The 18,298-nt window shown below is 36.2% G+C and carries 20 protein-coding genes and 1 tRNA gene; 11 read left to right on the top strand and 10 right to left on the bottom strand.

Annotation, left to right across the window (positions count from 1 at the left end):
- Positions 1-72: 72 nt before the first annotated feature.
- The 5 genes from E6C50_RS00915 (at position 73) to E6C50_RS00895 (ending at position 7,435) form a co-directional block, all read left to right on the top strand.
- The gene (locus E6C50_RS00915) at positions 73-360 is read left to right on the top strand and encodes a hypothetical protein (RefSeq protein WP_136401330.1); all 288 of its coding nucleotides are present in this window, start codon (positions 73-75) and stop codon (positions 358-360) included.
- Between the two features lie 53 nt (positions 361-413).
- Entirely contained in the window at positions 414-1,025 is a 612-nt protein-coding gene (locus tag E6C50_RS00910) for a hypothetical protein (protein WP_136401329.1), read from the top strand.
- 78 nt (positions 1,026-1,103) lie between these two features.
- Positions 1,104-1,502: a hypothetical protein gene (locus E6C50_RS00905; protein WP_136401328.1), complete on the top strand. Its 399-nt coding sequence runs from the start codon at positions 1,104-1,106 to the stop codon at positions 1,500-1,502.
- 3 nt (positions 1,503-1,505) lie between these two features.
- Positions 1,506-5,864: an nSTAND3 domain-containing NTPase gene (locus E6C50_RS00900; protein WP_136401327.1), complete on the top strand. Its 4,359-nt coding sequence runs from the start codon at positions 1,506-1,508 to the stop codon at positions 5,862-5,864.
- A 461-nt stretch (positions 5,865-6,325) separates the two neighbouring features.
- Positions 6,326-7,435 carry an alpha/beta hydrolase gene (locus E6C50_RS00895; RefSeq protein WP_136401326.1) on the top strand — a complete coding sequence of 370 codons (1,110 nt, stop codon included), beginning with the start codon at positions 6,326-6,328 and terminating at the stop codon, positions 7,433-7,435.
- A 53-nt stretch (positions 7,436-7,488) separates the two neighbouring features.
- Here the strand turns inward: E6C50_RS00895 and E6C50_RS00890 are convergent, their stop codons facing one another.
- On the bottom strand, positions 7,489-8,241 hold the full coding sequence (locus E6C50_RS00890; protein ID WP_136401325.1) for an SDR family oxidoreductase: 753 nt from the start codon (positions 8,239-8,241) through the stop codon (positions 7,489-7,491).
- Positions 8,242-8,313: 72 nt separating this feature from the next.
- Positions 8,314-8,676, bottom strand: coding sequence for a hypothetical protein (locus E6C50_RS00885; protein ID WP_136401324.1), 363 nt, complete (start codon positions 8,674-8,676; stop codon positions 8,314-8,316).
- A gap of 292 nt (positions 8,677-8,968) precedes the next feature.
- Between E6C50_RS00885 and E6C50_RS00880 the strand changes: the two genes are divergently transcribed.
- A complete protein-coding gene (locus E6C50_RS00880; RefSeq protein WP_136401323.1) occupies positions 8,969-9,709 on the top strand; it encodes a LuxR C-terminal-related transcriptional regulator in 741 nt (246 codons plus the stop codon).
- Here E6C50_RS00880 and E6C50_RS00875 read toward each other — a convergent pair.
- From E6C50_RS00875 to E6C50_RS00860, 4 genes are all read right to left on the bottom strand, one after another.
- A complete protein-coding gene (locus tag E6C50_RS00875; protein ID WP_136401322.1) occupies positions 9,706-10,095 on the bottom strand; it encodes a DUF1398 domain-containing protein in 390 nt (129 codons plus the stop codon). The genes E6C50_RS00880 and E6C50_RS00875 overlap by 4 nt on opposite strands.
- Positions 10,096-10,123: 28 nt before the next feature.
- A complete protein-coding gene (locus E6C50_RS00870) occupies positions 10,124-10,624 on the bottom strand; it encodes a MarR family winged helix-turn-helix transcriptional regulator (RefSeq protein WP_136401321.1) in 501 nt (166 codons plus the stop codon).
- The gene (locus tag E6C50_RS00865; protein ID WP_136401320.1) at positions 10,621-11,118 is read right to left on the bottom strand and encodes a GNAT family N-acetyltransferase; all 498 of its coding nucleotides are present in this window, start codon (positions 11,116-11,118) and stop codon (positions 10,621-10,623) included. The genes E6C50_RS00870 and E6C50_RS00865 overlap by 4 nt, the downstream gene beginning before the upstream one ends.
- Before the next feature lie 143 nt (positions 11,119-11,261).
- Positions 11,262-11,636, bottom strand: a complete 375-nt coding sequence (locus tag E6C50_RS00860; protein ID WP_136401319.1) for a winged helix-turn-helix transcriptional regulator — start codon at positions 11,634-11,636, stop codon at positions 11,262-11,264.
- 88 nt (positions 11,637-11,724) lie between these two features.
- On the opposite strand from E6C50_RS00860, the gene E6C50_RS00855 reads away from it, so the two are divergent.
- Positions 11,725-12,198, top strand: coding sequence for a cupin domain-containing protein (locus E6C50_RS00855; RefSeq protein WP_136401318.1), 474 nt, complete (start codon positions 11,725-11,727; stop codon positions 12,196-12,198).
- A 41-nt stretch (positions 12,199-12,239) separates the two neighbouring features.
- Here E6C50_RS00855 and E6C50_RS00850 read toward each other — a convergent pair whose 3' ends face one another.
- From E6C50_RS00850 to E6C50_RS00840, 3 genes are all read right to left on the bottom strand, one after another.
- Complete coding sequence (locus E6C50_RS00850; protein WP_136401317.1) at positions 12,240-12,971, bottom strand: YggS family pyridoxal phosphate-dependent enzyme; 732 nt, start codon at positions 12,969-12,971, stop codon at positions 12,240-12,242.
- Between the two features lie 29 nt (positions 12,972-13,000).
- Positions 13,001-13,071: transfer RNA gene (locus tag E6C50_RS00845), tRNA-Cys, on the bottom strand.
- Positions 13,072-13,120: 49 nt separating this feature from the next.
- Complete coding sequence (locus E6C50_RS00840; protein ID WP_136401316.1) at positions 13,121-13,567, bottom strand: GNAT family N-acetyltransferase; 447 nt, start codon at positions 13,565-13,567, stop codon at positions 13,121-13,123.
- An 89-nt stretch (positions 13,568-13,656) separates the two neighbouring features.
- Between E6C50_RS00840 and pdxR the strand changes: the two genes are divergently transcribed.
- A complete protein-coding gene (gene pdxR / locus E6C50_RS00835) occupies positions 13,657-15,105 on the top strand; it encodes a MocR-like pyridoxine biosynthesis transcription factor PdxR (RefSeq protein WP_136401315.1) in 1,449 nt (482 codons plus the stop codon).
- Positions 15,106-15,162: 57 nt separating this feature from the next.
- Here the strand turns inward: pdxR and E6C50_RS00830 are convergent, their stop codons facing one another.
- A complete protein-coding gene (locus E6C50_RS00830) occupies positions 15,163-15,750 on the bottom strand; it encodes a hypothetical protein (RefSeq protein ID WP_136401314.1) in 588 nt (195 codons plus the stop codon).
- A 204-nt stretch (positions 15,751-15,954) separates the two neighbouring features.
- Between E6C50_RS00830 and E6C50_RS00825 the strand changes: the two genes are divergently transcribed.
- Genes E6C50_RS00825 through E6C50_RS00815 form a run of 3 tightly spaced genes read left to right on the top strand, consistent with a single transcriptional unit; the run spans position 15,955 to position 18,235 of the window.
- Positions 15,955-16,635 (top strand): GNAT family N-acetyltransferase, encoded by a 681-nt coding sequence (locus E6C50_RS00825; protein WP_136401313.1) that lies wholly within the window; start codon positions 15,955-15,957, stop codon positions 16,633-16,635.
- A gap of 7 nt (positions 16,636-16,642) precedes the next feature.
- Positions 16,643-17,809 (top strand): hypothetical protein, encoded by a 1,167-nt coding sequence (locus tag E6C50_RS00820; RefSeq protein WP_136401312.1) that lies wholly within the window; start codon positions 16,643-16,645, stop codon positions 17,807-17,809.
- Between the two features lie 45 nt (positions 17,810-17,854).
- Complete coding sequence (locus E6C50_RS00815; RefSeq protein ID WP_136401311.1) at positions 17,855-18,235, top strand: VOC family protein; 381 nt, start codon at positions 17,855-17,857, stop codon at positions 18,233-18,235.
- Positions 18,236-18,298: the final 63 nt, after the last annotated feature.

The following is an 18,298-nucleotide window of genomic DNA, read 5'->3' as shown; positions in this document are numbered from 1 at the left end:
TATTTAAATTATTATTGCATTAAATATAAATATCACATTATTAAAATAGTATCCTAAAATATCAAAACACCTATGAAGTTTTTAAAATATCTATTCCTATTACTCCCTTTTCTTTCTTTTTCGCAGGATCTTAACGAGTTAATCGGACAGGCGCAATATGCCTATACAGCCAAAAACTACAAAATGGCTTCCGAAACCTATCAAAAGGCGATTGCAATGGAAGATATCAGCAACTATTTTGTGTACTACTATGCTGCTTTGTCGGCCAATCTAAACCACGAGGAAGATCTGGCGATTAAAATGTTACAAAAGGCTACTTCCAAAGGCTTTGGACTGGAAGATAATGAAACTAACGGATAAGAGTAGCAGGACAGTGCAGAAAGTGAAAAAATTAATTAAATAAAATCAAGCGGATGACAAAAATTTTACAAAAGTGGTATATCGGACTTATAATATTACCAATCATAATCAACCTATTAACCTCTTTATTTGATTTTCCAGTTCTATTAAAAAATTGGAATTTCACAGTTATTGGTACTTTAATAATTATAGTAGCAATTCTTATTTATGAATACCATCTATTGAAAAATGAAAATAAAATATTGCGAATAACTCCAAAAGAAAGTGATAAAAAAATTATTCGCAAGCTACTTGATATCCTTGATATAAATATGTTTCAGGATAAAATATGCGAACAGAGTTGTTGGTATGGATATGAAAAAGAAGCTATTCATAAGACAATTAAATTTTGTGAAAAAACTCAATTAATAAAATATAAAACAAGCGACGAAAAATTAAACATACTTATTCAAGATCTGAGAAATGCAATAAAAGAATTTGAAGAGCAAGCAACGAAAATATTATATTCAGATAACGAAAGTTCTTATTCTCCAGACAAAAAAACCGAATTTAATGTTAATCGAACAAAAGAGATTTACCCTATTGTAGATCAAAAGTCTGGGATCGCTTTTAAAAAATTAGAACTGCTACTATCATACTTGAAACAACGAAATTATTTTGAGTAATATGCCATTTTGACACTCGCCTTTTTTAGGCATAATGATTGCAATTAACATATTATTAACCAATTAAACCAAAAAAATATGCCTTTACTGACAGCAACAACATTAGCAATACTATATCCTTTTTTAAAAGAATTGGGCAAGAAAGGAATAGAAAAAGTAGTCGATACAAGTAGTGAGAAATTGACCGAGGGAAGTATAAGCTGGATAAAATCATTATTCTTTAAGGATGATAAACCTAAAAATGCCTTGAAAGAATTAATTGAGAATCCTGATAACGATGAAAAACAAAATGCAATAAAAGCTTTGATTGAAAATTCTATTGAAGATAATCCAGAAGTCAAAAGTTACATCGACGAAATTGCAGAAAAGTTCCCACACATTCAAAATTCAATTACCAATAGTAAGAATGTGATAACTGGTAATGTAAATACTGGAGGAGGAAACTTTATAAACGGGGACAGCAATCAAATATCTTAATTAGTGGAGGCAGGTAAAAATATAATCAGTAGTTCAACGATTAATACTGAAGGAGGTGACTTTATAAATGGCGATAATAATTTTATCCAAAAGATAATTATTAATCTTGAAAATAAGGAAGCAAGACTAAGGGGCATAATCGAGCAAACTAAAAACGTTTTAAACAAAATTCAATCTGATATATCTGGAATACAACTTAAAAGAAATTTAATAAACCTTTCTGTTACAGATTTGATAAACGAAAATCAGTTTATTTTTATTGACGGAGAAGCTGGCTCTGGGAAATCTGCTTATGCTAAACAAATTTTAGAATCTCTTGATGATACTTGTGTAATTTCTTTTGCTGCTGACCAATTTTTAAAAAGTTCGTTGATTAATACTTTACATGAAATTAGTGTTGATTTAAGCATTCAAGAAATATTCAGCGAGTTTAAAGAATTTTCAAATCAGCTAATTTATATAGACAGTTTTGAAAAATTGTTAGAAGGCGATGCAGAAGCTTTTAGAGAATTAATAGCAATTCTTAGAGAAAACAAGAATATAAAATTGATTATTTCTTGTAGAAGTTATGCTTTAGAGATTCTAAAATTTAATTATTTTGATAAACAATTATTGCAGAATAATTCAACCGTTGTAAATGTACCTCAACTCACAGACGAGGAATTAAGTTACTTTGTCGAGAATATTCCAGAACTAAATAGTATTGTCCACAATGTGAACTTGCTGGAAATTATTAGAATTCCTAAGTATTTAGCACTATCGCAAAAACTTATCTCCATACCTCACAATGATTTATCTGAGATTGACATCGTTACATTTAAAAATAAACTGTGGAAAAACATCGTTGGCGGAACTAATGGTTTATTAGAGCAAAAAAGACAAAACACGTTCATTAATCTAGCTGTAAAAAGAGCTAAAAACCTGACACTTCTAACTTCAGCAAATGAATTTGATTCTGAAATTGTTTATGCGCTAAAGGCAGACAACATTCTTTTCGAGGAAAATGATCTATTTGCCCCATCTCATGATATTTTTGAGGATTGGGGTTTAATTAAATACATTAATTCGTTAAAGGTTGACAATCCTAAGAATGACAATTTTTATAAAGCATTGTCTAACGAACCCGCGATTAGAAGAGGCTTTCGATTGTGGGTAGAATCTAAAATAGAAGAGTCTGAGAGTTGGATTTATAATTTCGTCGTTGAAACCATCAACAATAATTCAATAGAAAATCATTGGAAAGATGAAGTATTGATAGCAGTTATTAAATCTAATCTGTGCGGAAAGTTTTTCACTGAGCATAGAGAGGAATTATTGGACGACAATTTAAGGTTACTTAAAAAAATCATCCATCTGCTCAAAATCAGTGGAAAAGACTTTAATCAATCTCCAAATAATAAGGGATGGGATGTAGTTATAAAATTCCTGTATGAGAAAATTGAAGTATTGACAGAAATATACACCCAAATCCTGAGGTTTTTGTATGATTGGGAAAACATCTTGTATTATGGTAAAATAACGACCCCAGATACTCCGCAATATGTTGGCAAAATAGTCTATAAAATATTAGAAAGTTTTGACGAAGGAGTGGATTGGATGAATGCGGGAGAAAGTAATTCGTTGACCGAGAAAGGAATAAAATTACTTTATCAACTAGCGGAATATATACCTGATGAAATTAAGATATTACTTGATAATCTATTCGTTAAAGATGAAGAGGAGAATTATAAAATTCGAGATAAAAAACGTACGCAAATAAAATATGCTCTCTCTCATTTCCATTCAGGAACACTACCAAGATTCTTTCCAGAAGAATTGATTGCATTAGCGAACTTAAAATGGAAATACAAAAAAGTAAAATCCAAAAGTCGATTTGGTTTTGAACATTCAAGCTATGGAATAGATCATCATTTCGGACTGAGGGATAAGCACGACTTAAGTTATTTTCCCCAAAGTGCTTATCAAACGTTCGTTTTTAAACTCCTTAAATTTCATCCCTGGAAAGCATTAGGTTTCATAATAGAGTTTACAAATTATTGCACGGAGCATTACGTCAAATCAGATTTTTTAAAAGATGATGGTTTCGCAAGAACATCTGATGATATTAGTACCGTAGATATTCTGTACAATAAAACAAACTATTCGATTTATGGATCTGCTTATTTATGGTTAATAAATCGCGGAGGACAAATTACCGTTCCTAATTTATTGCAGTCGGTAGTAGTTGCCCTAGAAAGATATTTATATGAGTTAGGTAAAATTGAATCCGAAAAAATTGACGAAATAATTCAATCATTTTTTGATCAGATATATACGAAAAGTAATTCGGTCGTTCTCATTTCCGTTCTTGCAAGTATTGCTCAAGCTTATCCTAAAAAAGCTGGCAATAAATTTTTACCCCTATTAACTGACAAACATTTTTTTGAATGGGAAAGTCAAAGATGGATTGGTGAATATTCCGCCGGTTCTTTGCTCGGATTACCAAATGCTTCTTGGGAAGCGGATTTGTGTGATGATGAAAGAAAAGAAGCATTGAAATGGGAACATAGACAGAAATATCATAAAGGTCTAAATGGTTTTTTAATCCAATATCAACTTTTCTACGGAAATCTGAATGGTGAGCTTTTTGAAATGTTTGATCATTTGGAGAATAAGCATAGTAAAGAAGATGTTTACTTTCTGAAATTGCTATCCGAGATTGATGGTAGGAAACAAAAAGTAGAAGAAGTTGAGCATGATGGAAAAAGAGTGATTCAGATAGCTCCGAATTATTCCCTCGATAATGCTTTAGAATCAGAAATGAAAAAAAATGAGGAACAAGGCAAATTCAGAGATGAATACTCACGATATAGCTTATGGGTATCACAGACTTTTTTAAAGAAATCGGAAGAAAATAAAACTTATGAATATTGGAAAGAATGCTTAGAATATTCTAAAAATGTTGATACGTCAAAACTAACCCTCATAGACTCCTTCCCTATTGGGACGTTAGCCACTTTAGGGTTGGATTTATTTAGTGAGAAATTAAATAATGAAGAATTTGAATTTTGCGTCCATACAATTTTAGAAATAGCGCAAAAACTTTATGAGCGCAAAAAAAGGGAAAGATATGATTTTGAAAATTTAGATTTTTCTTTAAGCATTTATGATAATGATTCTGTTTATGGTTCATTACCAAAATTACTTCTTTTCAAGAATAGATTAAGTGATGATCAGATTGATAAAATCAGAGGTTTACTATTCCTGTTTGTTAGGGACTTTCACACAGATTTAGATATTCACTTAAAACATCTATACTACTCATTTAAAAAATATGTATGGAATGCTGATTACCAATTCGCTTATAACTCTTTTATCGGATTACTTTTATATGCTGAGTTTAACAAAAAACATCCGCACCATTTCCAATATTCAGAACAACAGTTAGATGAAATTCAAACGGAAGAAAAGAAGATTTTAGATTTTATTGAAAATAATTTTGATGAATATGAGTTCTCCGATTTGTCTTATTCAAAATATTCTTATTGGGACTTAGATAAAGCGACACATATTTTCCCAATCTACGAGGAATATAACTTTTCATATAGCTACTTGAAAGCGGTTTTTAACGCTCACATGGAATCTTATTCATTAGAAGAAGACGGATATAGATCGACTAATTACTATAAAATTGGTTTGACTATTAGAGAAACGATTATAGATTTTTTGTTTGAAATTCCTTTTAACAAAAACACAAATTCCTTTTTTGAATTTATAATCGATACAGGAGCGAATTACGATTCGAGCAAACGTAAGAGTCATTACGCAATTGAATATATTGAAAATATTGTAGAATGGATGTATTATAAGATTGATAGCAACCACGGTGTTGAAGCAATGCTAAATAACTTCTGGAATTTTTGGAATACTCTATATGATAAAATAAACTCTGGACTCTATCTATTCAGCAAAGAATTTTTATTCTATGGTAATTATTGGAAATCAGAAGCAGAGGATTGGTTTGTATTACAACATGATAACCAAGCTGATATTTATTTAAAGAAAATCTGCAAACTTGATTATATAAATATCAAAGCTTTAATGCAACTCTTATCGGGTATTGGATTTCAAAGCTTAAATCCTCAAGCAATAAAAATCCTGACAAAACATCTGAAATCGGACACGAAGCAATTACTAAGCGTAAATTACTATTACGGAGAAAAACTAATCATGAGATGCTTTAAAAACAAACTCAAGGAAATCAAAGAAGACGATTCACTATTAGAAGAATTCTTGTGGTTTTTGAATTTAATGATTAATCTTGGATCCTCAAAAGCATATTACATTAGAGAAAATTTGATTTTATATAAAAGGTCAAAATAATAGAATTATTTAAAAACAAGTGATTAGGACTACAAAAAGAAAAAGTGATACACGAGTATCTCTTTTTTATTTAAATCAATTTGATAAGCCCATACCAACTATATTCATTAAACTTTTATGAACAATTCTATCATTGTAAACTGATACAATTCTTATCTAAATTTTCAATCAAACATTCCCACTTAAAAACAAAAACTTCCCACTTTAGAGAAGTTTAAAATATAAACATTTTAAAATGAATAAATTAAAATAATTAGATAACCTTCTTATCGTCTGACATATCAAAATGTGTTTAGTGTCTATTTAGGTAGCAAATATAAGTGAAATACGATAGAATAAAAATTACAGGGCGATTTATGGTTTTAACATACTAATACGCCTGTTTTTATACGATCAATTTTATTTTATCTCCCGAACTTGGATATATTTGTAATTCCAACAATTTAGTTTCAAAACACATTATGAAATCCCTAAAAATACTATTCCTACTTCTTCCCTTTCTTTCTTTTTCGCAGGATCTTAACGAGCTTATCGGACAGGCGCAATATGCCTATACGGCTAAAAACTACAAAATGGCTTCCGAAACCTATCAAAAGGCCATTGCAATGGAAGATATCAGCAACTATTTTGTGTATTATTATGCTGCTTTGTCGGCCAATCTAAACCACGAGGAAGATCTGGCGATTAAAATGTTACAAAAAGCTACTTCCAAAGGCTTTGGACTGGAGGATAATGAAATCGAATTTATCCAGAATATGCCGGATTTTGCCAACCTACATAGCAAAGACGAATGGAAAAAGGTTATTTCCGAAATGAAAAATCAGAATACTGCTAATAAAGAAAAGATTCAAAAAGCATCCGAAGACTGGAAAAAAAATCTGTACGACAATGCCAAAATCAAACCGGGCTATACCTTGCTTTTTCAAAAAGTCGACACGGTTGATTTTCCGTATCTGGTATATGTTCCGAAAAGTCCGAAGCAAAAAAGTAAACTACCGGTAATTGTTTTTCTTCACGGTGGTACCGGATTAACAAATTTTAAAGAACTGTATGAAAACCCGGAGTTACAAAGTGAGCCTATTTTTACCACGGCACGGATCTTAAATGCCATCGTGATTTACCCTATCGCACGGGAATCGTTTAACTGGTATAACAACGAAAAAAGTTTCGAGGCCATTATGCAAATTCTTAACGGTTTTGAGTCGAAATACAAATACGATAAAAAAAATGTAGTCTTAGGCGGTATGTCTATTGGGGGGCGTGCCACTTTTTGGTTTGCGCAACATCATCCGAAACTATTTAAAGGGTTCTATACGTTTTCGGCTATTCCGAAACTCGAATTTGAACCATTGGATTTTAGCAAATTCGACACAACCCGACCGATTATCAGTATCAATACCAAAGATGACGCCACCTATAAAATCGATGACGTACTTAAAATCTACAACCAACATAAATTTGACAAATGGTCAATGGAAGTTCTGGATAGCGGCACACATGGTTTTATCTACAATTCGGCTGTAGACGGTCAGGAAAAAGTGACCGAGACGCTTAAAAAACTTCTGGAATAAGACTAATTTGACGATTTCAAATATATAACGGTGACTAATAGTCACCGTTTTTTTTAGCGGATTACCGAAATACCGGCATCTACTTTTAATTCTGTCCCGTGGATATAGGAAGCCGCTTCCGAAGCGAGAAACAATACCGCATTCGCAATTTCCGAGGGATCGCCTTGCCGTTGAAACGGAATCGTCGGGATTAAGGCCGTAACGGCACTTTCGATCTGTTCGGTCGTAAGTCCTGTATTGCTATAAATATTCGTTTTAATATGCCCCGGACTGATTCCATTTACACGAATACCCTTCGCTGTTAACTCGGCCGCAAAGGTTTTGATAAACGATTGTACCGCCGATTTTGCCGCGGAATACACCGAAAAATTAGCCATTCCCACTTCCGTCACAAAAGACGTATTAAACACAATACTACTTCCCGGTTGCAATAACGGTAAGAGTTGTTGAACGGTAAAAAAAGGTCCTTTTACCAACATATTGAACAACTCATCAAAATGAACCTCATCGGCTTGTTCGATAGTCGCAAACCGACCGTAGCCGGCATTTAAAAAGATCAGATCGAGAGAATCGGTATACGTACGTACCAATTGCTGTAATTGCATCAGATCCTGCATATTGCCCGCATTGGATACAATACCGTGGCTGTTTGGCCCTAATGCTGTGATGGCTTTATTGACCGTTTCGGCACTACGCCCCGTGATGATCACCTGTCCGCCTTCGGCTATAAATTGTTGGGCTGTGGCTAGCCCCATTCCATTGGTTCCTCCGGTTATCAGGGCAAATTTGTTTTGAAATCGCTGCATGGTTTTTATTTTTAATTACCCTGCAAAAATTGACAATACGCCTCTTTTATAAAACCCGAATCTTGCGCTTTATTAAAATACCTGTACCTCTACTGGAAAAGTCGATGAATAGCAATTAACATACGCATCGTTAAAAAACACCCGCCCGTAGGCCACTAAAGCTACATTTCCGGTATAAATAAGTGCTTTATTAATATAAATCCTAAAATTAAAACTCGTCGGTACGTTTAAATTATTGACGATTTCAAAATTGTTGGCACAAGTATGCACCCCGTTAACGACATCGTATGAAAAAATAAAATCATGCGGATTTCCACCTGCCGAATTTAATACATCGACCGTAGCATAATACTGATTGAATGTTTGGGATTGCATTTTAAACGGAGCCAATGTAAAAAAAAGCAAGCATACGGTTTTTAGTAGTACTGATTTCATAGTCTAATGGTTTTATGGTTACTATTATTTTATACACAAAACGCCCCAAAACAAAAGATTCCTCGCAATACAGCTCTGTCATATCTTTACACCTAAAGCTTACTAACTTTCTTGTATTTAGGACTAAAATCAGTATAACAAACCGTTAAACTGAATCAATACTCTAATATATTTCAAATAACGTAACAATAAAATCGCTAATAGTAGTGATTTTTTATTTCTCAATTTGAGAATTTTATTTACATTTACGTGTACTATTTTTCTATTTATGGAGCTACTAAAGTTCAATACAATGAAAAAAACCTGGCATCAGATTGCCCGGTATCACGACGGCAATACACCGCCCTCTTTTGAATTGGAAGTCTATAAAAAGTTACTAAATATCTTCCATGTTGGTGATTTCTACTACTATATTGTAAACCTACCCCATGTAGAAATTGAATTCGTTAGTGATTCCGTAAAAAACGTATTAGGGATTTCCTGTACAACCGATTTTAATGTCGACTATATTCTAACCAATATTCACCCGGACGACTTGAATCGTTTTATGATGTACGAACAACAGGTCACAGCATTTTTTAATGCATTACCGCCGGATAAGGTTTTAAAGTATAAGGTGAGTTACGATTACCGTTTGCGATGTGCCGATGGTTCATACAAATGGATATTGATGCAAACGATCACGATTCAAAGTGATGAAAAAGGATCGGTGATCCGTGTGTTGGGAATACAAACGGATATTTCCCATATGAAAGTCGACACTATTCCTTCGGGGCTTTCTTTTATCGGATTGGATGGCGAACCTTCCTTTTATAATACTGTCGGTCAAAACACAAAACAGGTCCTTTTTACCAAACGGGAACGGCAGATTTTAGAATTGATCATTACTGGAAAAACCACCTGTGAAATTGCCGATTTGCTCAACATTTCCATGCATACCGTCAACACCCATCGCAAAAATATTATGGCAAAATCGGATTGTAAAAGTCTGGTTGAACTGGGTTCAAAGGCGATTCGGGAAGGTTGGATTTAACCTGGTATTCTTTCGATCAGCATTTCATTCTCGGACAGATCGTAATACGTACAGGTTCTTTTTTGCAAATCTACAGTCCACTTTGCTATACCCGAACGGGCGCAATCTTTACAAAAAGTCCGATAATCGGTTTGTCCCTGTTGGTGTGCTTTAAGGTCATTTTGAAAGTCCGTACGGTTGCTTTCCGAAGCAATTATAAACACATCATATACCGGATCAGATGTAATCCGATACTCTTGATTTCCAAAATATTCCGTATGACCATCGGATACAAAAGTCTTATAAAAGGTTACTCCTAATCCAATCAGATCCTGAATATAATTCGGGAAATCGGCACCCGATTTCACTTTTGCATGGGCTGTTTTGATCTGTTCCAGTGTAAACATTGTACTAATTTTTAGCTACTCAAATATACTATTTTTCCAATGTCCCCGCCTTCTGTTCCTGTTTTAATTGCAAGACCCGTTGTAGAAAACTTTGGGTAGCAATTTTATTTTCGGCTTCGGTAATCGCCGCCAACAATGCATTCTGGTTGTCGGCAATTTCGTTTAAAGCGATGCGAATAACGTCCCACACAGGTTTCATCTGTTCGATTAGTTCCAAACCTTTGGATGTTAACAGTATACGCCGTTTACGTTCGTCTTCCTTATCTTTTACCGAACGAATCAGTTTTTGTTTTTCGAGTTCTTTTAGCAAACTAATCGTAGACGGATGCGTATATCCAATCTCATTTGCGATTTCCACGACACTCAGCTTCTCTTTATGGTACAGCGTATAGATCACAGGGAACCATTTGGGTTCGAATGCGATTCCATAAGCCTTATAAACCTGCGCTCCGTCTTTACGAAGTTGTTCACTAAGGCGTTGTAACCTTGTCGATATGGCTAATATTCCGGATTCATCAATTATATTCATGGCTGTTTGTCCAGGTTTAAATGGCAAAATACATTATCGGCACTCATTAACGGAAAAGCATCCGGTAAGTTCGTTTTTTCAATCCGCACAAAGTTATTCTTTTCGTAAAAACGAAGCGCGGCTTCCAAGATTGCAATCGTTCCCAGATACAAATCCCGGATTCCGTTTTCCCTACAATAAGTAATCAAAATATCGAGTAATTGTTGAGCAATGCCGTATTCTTTTCCTCGAAATTCTTTTTTGACAAACATTTTCCGAATCGCTCCTTCCTGATCGGCATATCTGATCAAAGCAATTGTCCCTACGAGTTCGTCGTTGTGAAAAGCGCCCCAAAAGGCACCGCCACCCTGATAATAAAAGGCTTCTATTTGCAACAGATCCGGTTGATCATCTATCGTAATCGGAACGTTAAATTCCTTTTGCTGGATGTTTAAAATCAAGTCAATTGCCGCAGCTGAATGTTCATTTCCGATGGGTTGAATGCGAATTTCCATAGTTGTTTTTTATTTACAAGACAAAACTACGTAGTTGAATACATAAATACAAAAAATTTAACACTTCGAAATACAACAAAACCAGACAGGACTCAAAAGCCTCAGTAAACCTGACAGGTGTTCAAGACCTGTCAGGTTAAAATTTATCGTGTTTTTTTAATCATCATTCTATGATCAAACCCCCATTGTACCAAGGCTTCAATAACCGGAATAACCGATTTTCCGTAGTCAGTTAGTGCATACGTCACGGTAATCGGACGCGTATCCTGAATGGTTCGGGTAACGAGTTCGTTTATTTCGAGTTCTTTTAACTCTTTACTGAGCATTTTTGCGGAGATTCCCTGTATGCCGCGTTCGATCATCTTAAAATGAACCAATTGATCCTGTCGGTTTTTCAGGTAAATCAAAATTAATAATTTCCATTTTCCGCCAAGGATTTCCAGGCTGTCCCGAATCGCAAAAAGTTCTTCGCTACAGCTGGTTTCGCGCAATATGCCCTGATCTTTTATTTGTGTCATAGTTACTTCCGGGTAACTAGTTACTTAAAGTTAATCCCTAACAAATTTATAGTATTTCCCTTTTACTTTTACCAAAAAAAAACAACCTATGCAAGCCATACCCCGACGCGTGGTGACCGGAATAAAAGACGGCAAATCCACCATTATTGAGGACAATACGGTACAAAATGCCGTTGAACATTTTAAAGGACTTATTATTTCGGATATTTGGAATACACAGCAAATGCCAGTTCCTTTGGATAACGAAATCCTTATTCCGAATTCCGCATTTCCGCAAACGCCCAAAAACGGAACGTATTTTCGTTATGTTACGATTCCGCCCGATAGCGATCTGGGACTTACCGTTCAACCGGGAGAACCGCATCCGCTGATGCATCAAACCGATACTCTGGATTATATTATTATCCTTTCCGGGGAATTGTATCTGATCATGGAGGAAGGCGAAACTTTATTAAAACCCGGTGATATTGTAATTCAAAAAGGAACGAATCATGCGTGGAGCAATCGTTCGGATCAAACTTGCATTCAACTGGCAATTCTGATTGATGCAAAAACTGATTAATATCAAATACCTGACAGGTTTCTAAAACCTGTCAGGTGTCGCTAACTATTTTCGTTCCAATAATAACTATCGGGATAACTTCGTTGTCCAAAGATGGCCGTGCCTACTCTAACAATTGTCGCACCTTCTTCAATTGCCGTTTCCAGATCGCCACTCATTCCCATCGAAAGTTCTTTCATTTCGACATTGGGAAGTTGCAACGCTTTAATTTGTTCCTGTAGATGTTTAAGTAGGCGGAAACAGTGTCGTACTTTTTCGGTTTCGGCACTAAACAATCCGATCGTCATCAGTCCTTTTATTTTTAGGGTTTCCAATTGTGCCACCTCTTGTACCAAGGCTATTGCTTTGTCCGGAGAAACTCCAAATTTACTCTCTTCATTGGAAGTATTGACCTGAATGAGTACTTCCATTGTTTTCTTTTCAAACAACAAACGCTGGTGCAATTTTACTGCTAAATCCAAACGATCCAACGACTGAATACAGGAAATATCGTATTTTAAAATATCCTTAATTTTATTGGTTTGTAAGTGTCCGATAAAATGATTAGTATGTAGAATAGCTTTTAAATCCTGGTATTTCTCTTTGATTTCCTGCACTTTATTCTCTCCTATTAAAGTTTGGCCGGCCGTCAACGCTACTTTAATCCGATTCGCCGGTACCGTTTTCGTTGCCAATAACAAACGGATTTCGCCCGGATCACGCTCACTTTTAATAGCTGCTTTTTCGATCCGATCTAGTATTTCTTGCAGATTGATCAAGATATCTTCTTCCATATTCTTAATGCATTACTTGTTATCTATTGAGGCCGGAAATGGATTCGAACCATTGTATAAGGCATTGCATTCCTTCGCCTAACCACTCAGCTATCCGGCCTTTGAATTTTAAGAAAACGACAAACGGTTACTATTTGCCGTTCCAAAAATTAGTGCCACCAATGGTAGTAATTGTGTAGTCCATCGTATTCGAAACCACATCGCGGATACAATTTGTTTCCGATGTCATTCGTTTTTTCGGTTTCCAACATCAATCCGCAGGCATCGGTTTCGGCACACCATTGCTTACTGCGATCAATCAAAGCGACCGACAAACCCTGTCCTCTATAGTCCGGATGTACGTACAAATCGCTTAACAACCATTGTTTTTGCAATTTCGTGTAATGGAATAGTTTATAAAGCTGTACAAATCCCACGGCTTTTCCGTTGACAACAGCCAGAAAAATATCCGATTCGCTGTTTAAAAAACGTTCCTTTAAAAATGCTTTTCCTTTTTCGACATCCGATTCCTGTCGGTAAAAAACACGATAAAGATCAAATAAGGCAGCTGCTTCGTCCAGATCTTCCAGGCTTGCTTTTTTAATTTTGTAATTCATAGTCCTAAATTATTTTGATTTTGTAGGGCAAAAGTAGTTTCAAATAGGACTACCTTTGTAATCCAGTTTTAACATATACAGTAGTCCAGATGATTCCATTCGAACATATTATCACCCTTGATAAAACAAGCAAAACTCCTATCTACCGGCAAATTGCCATAGGTATTAGTACCGCCATACGAGAGGGTTCCTTAAATGCGGGCATGTTACTTCCGGGTAGTCGGGAGCTGGCAAAAACCTTACACGTACACCGCAAAACGGTTATCGCCGCTTACGACGAGTTACAAGCGCAGGATTGGATTAGTGTTGTTCCGCGAAAACAGGTTACCGTTTCGGAACGAATTCCGCTGCTCAAGCCGCAATCCTGGGAGAAAACAACTTCTCAGACCGGATATCACAATACTCTGGAACTTCCGTTTCGTCAGATCATCGAAAATACAGAATACGATACGACCACTAAAATCCCTGATATCACTATTGACGATGGGTATCCCGATGTGCGGTTATCACCGATTGCCGCTTTACTAAAAACCTATCGTTCGAATACCTCCCGAAAGTATGCCATCAAAACCGCCAATACCGGTACCGCACAAGGAACTCCAAAACTCCGGGAAACATTGGTTACCTATTTATCGGAAACCCGCGGATTGAATTGTACTGCCGATAACATATTGATCACCCATGGAGCGCAAATGAGTATTTATCTGGCCGCTCAATTATTATTAGATTCCGATGCGCGTATTATCGTGGGTCAGCCTAATTATCCTGTAGCCGATCAGGTTTTTCAGCAAACCGGAGCGCAACTTCTAAAAGTGAATGTTGATGCCAATGGAATCGACACCGATGCCATCGAGTTGATTTGTCGGAAGAAAAAAATTAATGCCGTATATGTGGTTCCGCACCATCATTATCCGACAACGGTTACTCTTAGCGTAGAAAGACGCATGAAATTACTGGAATTATCCAAACAGTATTTTTTTACGATCATTGAAGACGATTACGATTACGACTACCATTATACCTCATCCCCTTACCTCCCCCTGGCAAGCAGCGGACATAACGGAAATGTGATTTATATTGGTTCGTTTTCGAAAATACTGGATCCGTCGCTCCGTATGGGGTTTATGATCGCTCCGCAAAATTTTATCGTCCAGTGTACCGCACTCCGAAAGTTAATTGATGTGGGTGGCGACGGTTATATGCAGAATGCTCTGGCAACATTAATTCAGGACGGTGAACTCAAACGCCATCTTAAAAAAGCGAAAAAATGCTACCATCAACGTAGGGATTTTCTGGATGCTTTATTGCAGGAACACCTAAATCCGTATATCTCGTACACCTTACCATCCGGCGGTATGGCTATCTGGATCCGGTTATGCGAAGGCTATTCGTTATCGCGTTTCAAAACATCCGATTATTTCCATATCGCCAGAATGGATTCCGAACAAAATGCTTTCCGTTTTGGATTTGCTTCGTTAAACGAAACCGAATTAACAGAAGCCGTTTTATATTTAAAATCAATATTACATAACACCTGACAGGTTTTGGAAACCTGTCAGGTATCGTAGTTCATTCAAAAATTGATCATCAAATCTTTAATATCCTCCACATCTTAAGGGCTCTATTTTTTTTACTGTTCCGAATTTTTTTAGAAATTTTTCTCTGTTTTTCTTATCATATACATACCGATCTATAAATTTCTGATCCCATTCAGCTATAATACTTGGAAAATCGTCTCCTGTAAAGCTTTCAATTTCAGATTTTGTTACATTTACTTCGTACAGTTCCCTTTTATAAGGTAATGTAATAGTTACACTATCGATAAAGTTTAGCTTTTTCATTATCATAACACCTCCTTCAACAAGTGCTTTATCAATTGCATTTCCACTTTCCCAATACGCCGCCAAATCCGCTTCTGTTAATGTTGATTGAGGATTTAATTCCTTATACTCCATATAATTCTTAGCATAAGTTATATGTGCACTACTTTTATTTAATACAACCTCTTTTACAGATCCCCCTGCTCTCAATCTCGAAGCTTCAAGTTTTAAAATTTCTAAGTTTTCATTCTGCATATATTCTGGCTTTTGTGTTATTTCCTTTTCTACACTTTTTACATTGCGACTATCACAACTTGTCAAAAACATCATAACAATTGTTTGAAATATGGCTAGCTTTTTCATAGTAACTAATCGTTTTTTATATAAATTATTTTTCACAAAAAACACATATAATTATCTTACTGTCTTACGGATTACCACAATTAACACCTGACAGGTTTTGAAAACCTGTCAGGTGTATCTGTTAATTTCCTCTTTTTAGTTGTAGGATAATTTTTATTTGAGTTATTTTGAGTAGTTCCGCTTTTCTGAAATAATACCCGCCATATGCCCGAAACAACCTATAAATTAGACAATCCGGTTTACTATTCGCTAACCGAAACACACCAGCCATTTGCACTAGAATTGGACGGTATTCTGTACTATCATCCGGATTTTGGCCCGTTTGGTGGTTTTATACCGCCACTTTCGACCGAAAAAGGTGTAGCACACTATGCCCGGTTAACCGACAACTTTTTTATTGTGGGTGAAAAACCATCGTATGATCATACCGTTAATTTAGTAAAGGAATTGGTTTGCGATCAGATGGTACTATCGCAGCCTATTGCTTTGGTTCCGGAACACGAAATCGTTACCTTGGGTGGTGCTCAAAAAGAAGCCTTGTTAGCACTCGTAAATTTGGTACAACCCGGTTATTTTAAAACCAGAACTCCCGAAATGGGCAACTACTACGGTATTTTTAAAGAGGGTGTTTTAGTAGCCGTTACCGGTGAACGGATGAAAATGGAACACTATACCGAAATAAGCGCTGTGGTAACCCACCCGGAGCATACCGGAAAAGGTTATGCTTCACAACTGGTAGCGCATGCGGCACATCGTATTTTTCTGGAAAACAAAACACCTTATCTGCATGTCGCTTCTTCCAATACCAGAGCGATTGCTGTTTATGAAAAATTAAGGTTTAAAACGCGACGTAAAATCAGTTTTTGGAATCTTACTGCTCAATAGATCAACTATGAAATTAAAATTAATAGCATTCTCCTTATTCACAATTGCCACTCAGGCGCAAACGGAAAACGATTATTATAAATTTTCGGACGATTTGTATCAAAGTCTGGAAAAAGACACCACCGCCTGGAAATACCAGATGAGCGCCACCTCTTTTTCGATCAGCGGGTATTATAAAACAGCCCTGGAGATATGGGGTAAAAACGGCTTTCGAAAACCGGCTCCAATGACAACTTCTGATAGTTTACTGTTTGCAAAATCCAAACCGTTAAATGCCCGTAATTATATCCTTAACCGTTCTAAAAGCGAATCACTTATTGTGATTAATGAGGCACATACCAATGCCCGACACCGGACGTTTACGCGGTCGCTGTTAAAGGGCTTATACGATAACGGTTACCGTTACCTCGGACTGGAAGCGTTACACGATACCCTTATCAACAAACGGAAATTTCCGATACTGGACAGTGGTTTTTATACCCGGGAACCGGAATTCGGAAATCTGCTATCCGAAGCCTTAAAAATCGGTTTTACGGTATTTGGATACGAGGCATCCGATGGCAAAAACGGAAAAGAACGCGAAATCGAACAGGCGCAAAACATCAAACAGTTTATCGACAGTCATCCGAAAGGAAAAGTACTGATTCACTGCGGCCATGATCATGTTTTTGAAAACGAATATAAACCCTGGGAAAAAGCCATGGCTGGTCGACTAAAAGAATATACGGGAATTGATCCGTTTACTATTAATCAGGCGTTGTTTCCAGAAAAAGGAAATCCGGCGCTAAATCATCCTCTTGTAAATCATATCACTCAAAAAGAGTCGGTTGTATTGCAACTGGAATCCGGGGAGCTTTTTAACGGTTTGTCTACTCCGAAGCAAACGGATATTGTGGTGCTCCATCCCAAAACGAATTACCCGGACAACCGCCCCGATTGGCTTCAATCTAACCGGATTTTGTATCGCGTTCCCGGAAAAAAGATCAAAAACAAGCCCGTGTTGATCACCGCCTATCGCACTAAAGAATACGACCTGGGAGGTGTACCGGCCGATATTATTGAAATCACCGGAAAAGAAATTCCGCCCCTATATCTGAATCCGGGTACTTATACGATTATTCTTAAAGATCGGAATTATAAAATCACCGAACGGTATACGGTTACTTTAAAATAAGTATTTTTAATGCTATAGTTCTAAAACATATCCAACTATTATCCTATGTCTATTCCCTCCAATCCTGTCGTTTATTTTGAAATTCCCGTCACCGATCTGGATCGGGCAATACAGTTTTATACCGCTGTTTTCGGTTTTACTTTTGAAAAAACAATAATTGATCATAACGAAATGGCGCTGTTTCCGTTATCGGATGCCTTACCCGGCATTTCCGGAGCGCTGGCAAAAGGAGAAATTTATATCCCAACGTTGGATGGTGTGGTGCTTTATTTTCATTCCGATGCGATCGAAAAAACCCTTGAAAAAGCAATCGCCAATGGCGGAGCAGCATTGTATCCGAAAACGTCTAATGGCGAATTGGGCTATGTAGCCGAGTTTAAAGATTCGGAAGGGAACCGTATTGCCTTACACCAACCTGCCGACTAATCTTTGTTTGGAATTGTCTAAATCCTGACCTTTTTTCTTCGAATATTAGCTTTAACTTTATAA

It is taken from the genome of Flavobacterium supellecticarium (genome assembly GCF_004801375.1).
GTDB lineage: Bacteria > Bacteroidota > Bacteroidia > Flavobacteriales > Flavobacteriaceae > Flavobacterium > Flavobacterium supellecticarium.
The sequence above is the reverse complement of the archived record's forward strand: the minus strand, read 5'-3'. Positions and strand labels throughout refer to the sequence as shown.

Bases quoted from the DNA above. Each gene is read 5' to 3' on its own strand.
- E6C50_RS00895 (WP_136401326.1), top strand. From the start codon at position 6,326: ATGAAATCCCTAAAAATACTATTCCTACTTCTTCCCTTTCTTTCTTTT.
- E6C50_RS00855 (WP_136401318.1), top strand. From the start codon at position 11,725: ATGCAAGCCATACCCCGACGCGTGGTGACCGGAATAAAAGACGGCAAA.
- E6C50_RS00875 (WP_136401322.1), bottom strand. From the start codon at position 10,095: ATGTTTACACTGGAACAGATCAAAACAGCCCATGCAAAAGTGAAATCG.
- E6C50_RS00885 (WP_136401324.1), bottom strand. From the start codon at position 8,676: ATGAAATCAGTACTACTAAAAACCGTATGCTTGCTTTTTTTTACATTG.
- E6C50_RS00830 (WP_136401314.1), bottom strand. From the start codon at position 15,750: ATGAAAAAGCTAGCCATATTTCAAACAATTGTTATGATGTTTTTGACA.
- E6C50_RS00850 (WP_136401317.1), bottom strand. From the start codon at position 12,971: ATGGAAGAAGATATCTTGATCAATCTGCAAGAAATACTAGATCGGATC.
- E6C50_RS00840 (WP_136401316.1), bottom strand. From the start codon at position 13,567: ATGAATTACAAAATTAAAAAAGCAAGCCTGGAAGATCTGGACGAAGCA.
- E6C50_RS00905 (WP_136401328.1), top strand. From the start codon at position 1,104: ATGCCTTTACTGACAGCAACAACATTAGCAATACTATATCCTTTTTTA.
- E6C50_RS00915 (WP_136401330.1), top strand. From the start codon at position 73: ATGAAGTTTTTAAAATATCTATTCCTATTACTCCCTTTTCTTTCTTTT.
- E6C50_RS00865 (WP_136401320.1), bottom strand. From the start codon at position 11,118: ATGGAAATTCGCATTCAACCCATCGGAAATGAACATTCAGCTGCGGCA.
- E6C50_RS00815 (WP_136401311.1), top strand. From the start codon at position 17,855: ATGTCTATTCCCTCCAATCCTGTCGTTTATTTTGAAATTCCCGTCACC.
- E6C50_RS00910 (WP_136401329.1), top strand. From the start codon at position 414: ATGACAAAAATTTTACAAAAGTGGTATATCGGACTTATAATATTACCA.
- pdxR (WP_136401315.1), top strand. From the start codon at position 13,657: ATGATTCCATTCGAACATATTATCACCCTTGATAAAACAAGCAAAACT.
- E6C50_RS00860 (WP_136401319.1), bottom strand. From the start codon at position 11,636: ATGACACAAATAAAAGATCAGGGCATATTGCGCGAAACCAGCTGTAGC.
- E6C50_RS00820 (WP_136401312.1), top strand. From the start codon at position 16,643: ATGAAATTAAAATTAATAGCATTCTCCTTATTCACAATTGCCACTCAG.
- E6C50_RS00880 (WP_136401323.1), top strand. From the start codon at position 8,969: ATGAAAAAAACCTGGCATCAGATTGCCCGGTATCACGACGGCAATACA.
- E6C50_RS00825 (WP_136401313.1), top strand. From the start codon at position 15,955: ATGCCCGAAACAACCTATAAATTAGACAATCCGGTTTACTATTCGCTA.
- E6C50_RS00870 (WP_136401321.1), bottom strand. From the start codon at position 10,624: ATGAATATAATTGATGAATCCGGAATATTAGCCATATCGACAAGGTTA.
- E6C50_RS00890 (WP_136401325.1), bottom strand. From the start codon at position 8,241: ATGCAGCGATTTCAAAACAAATTTGCCCTGATAACCGGAGGAACCAAT.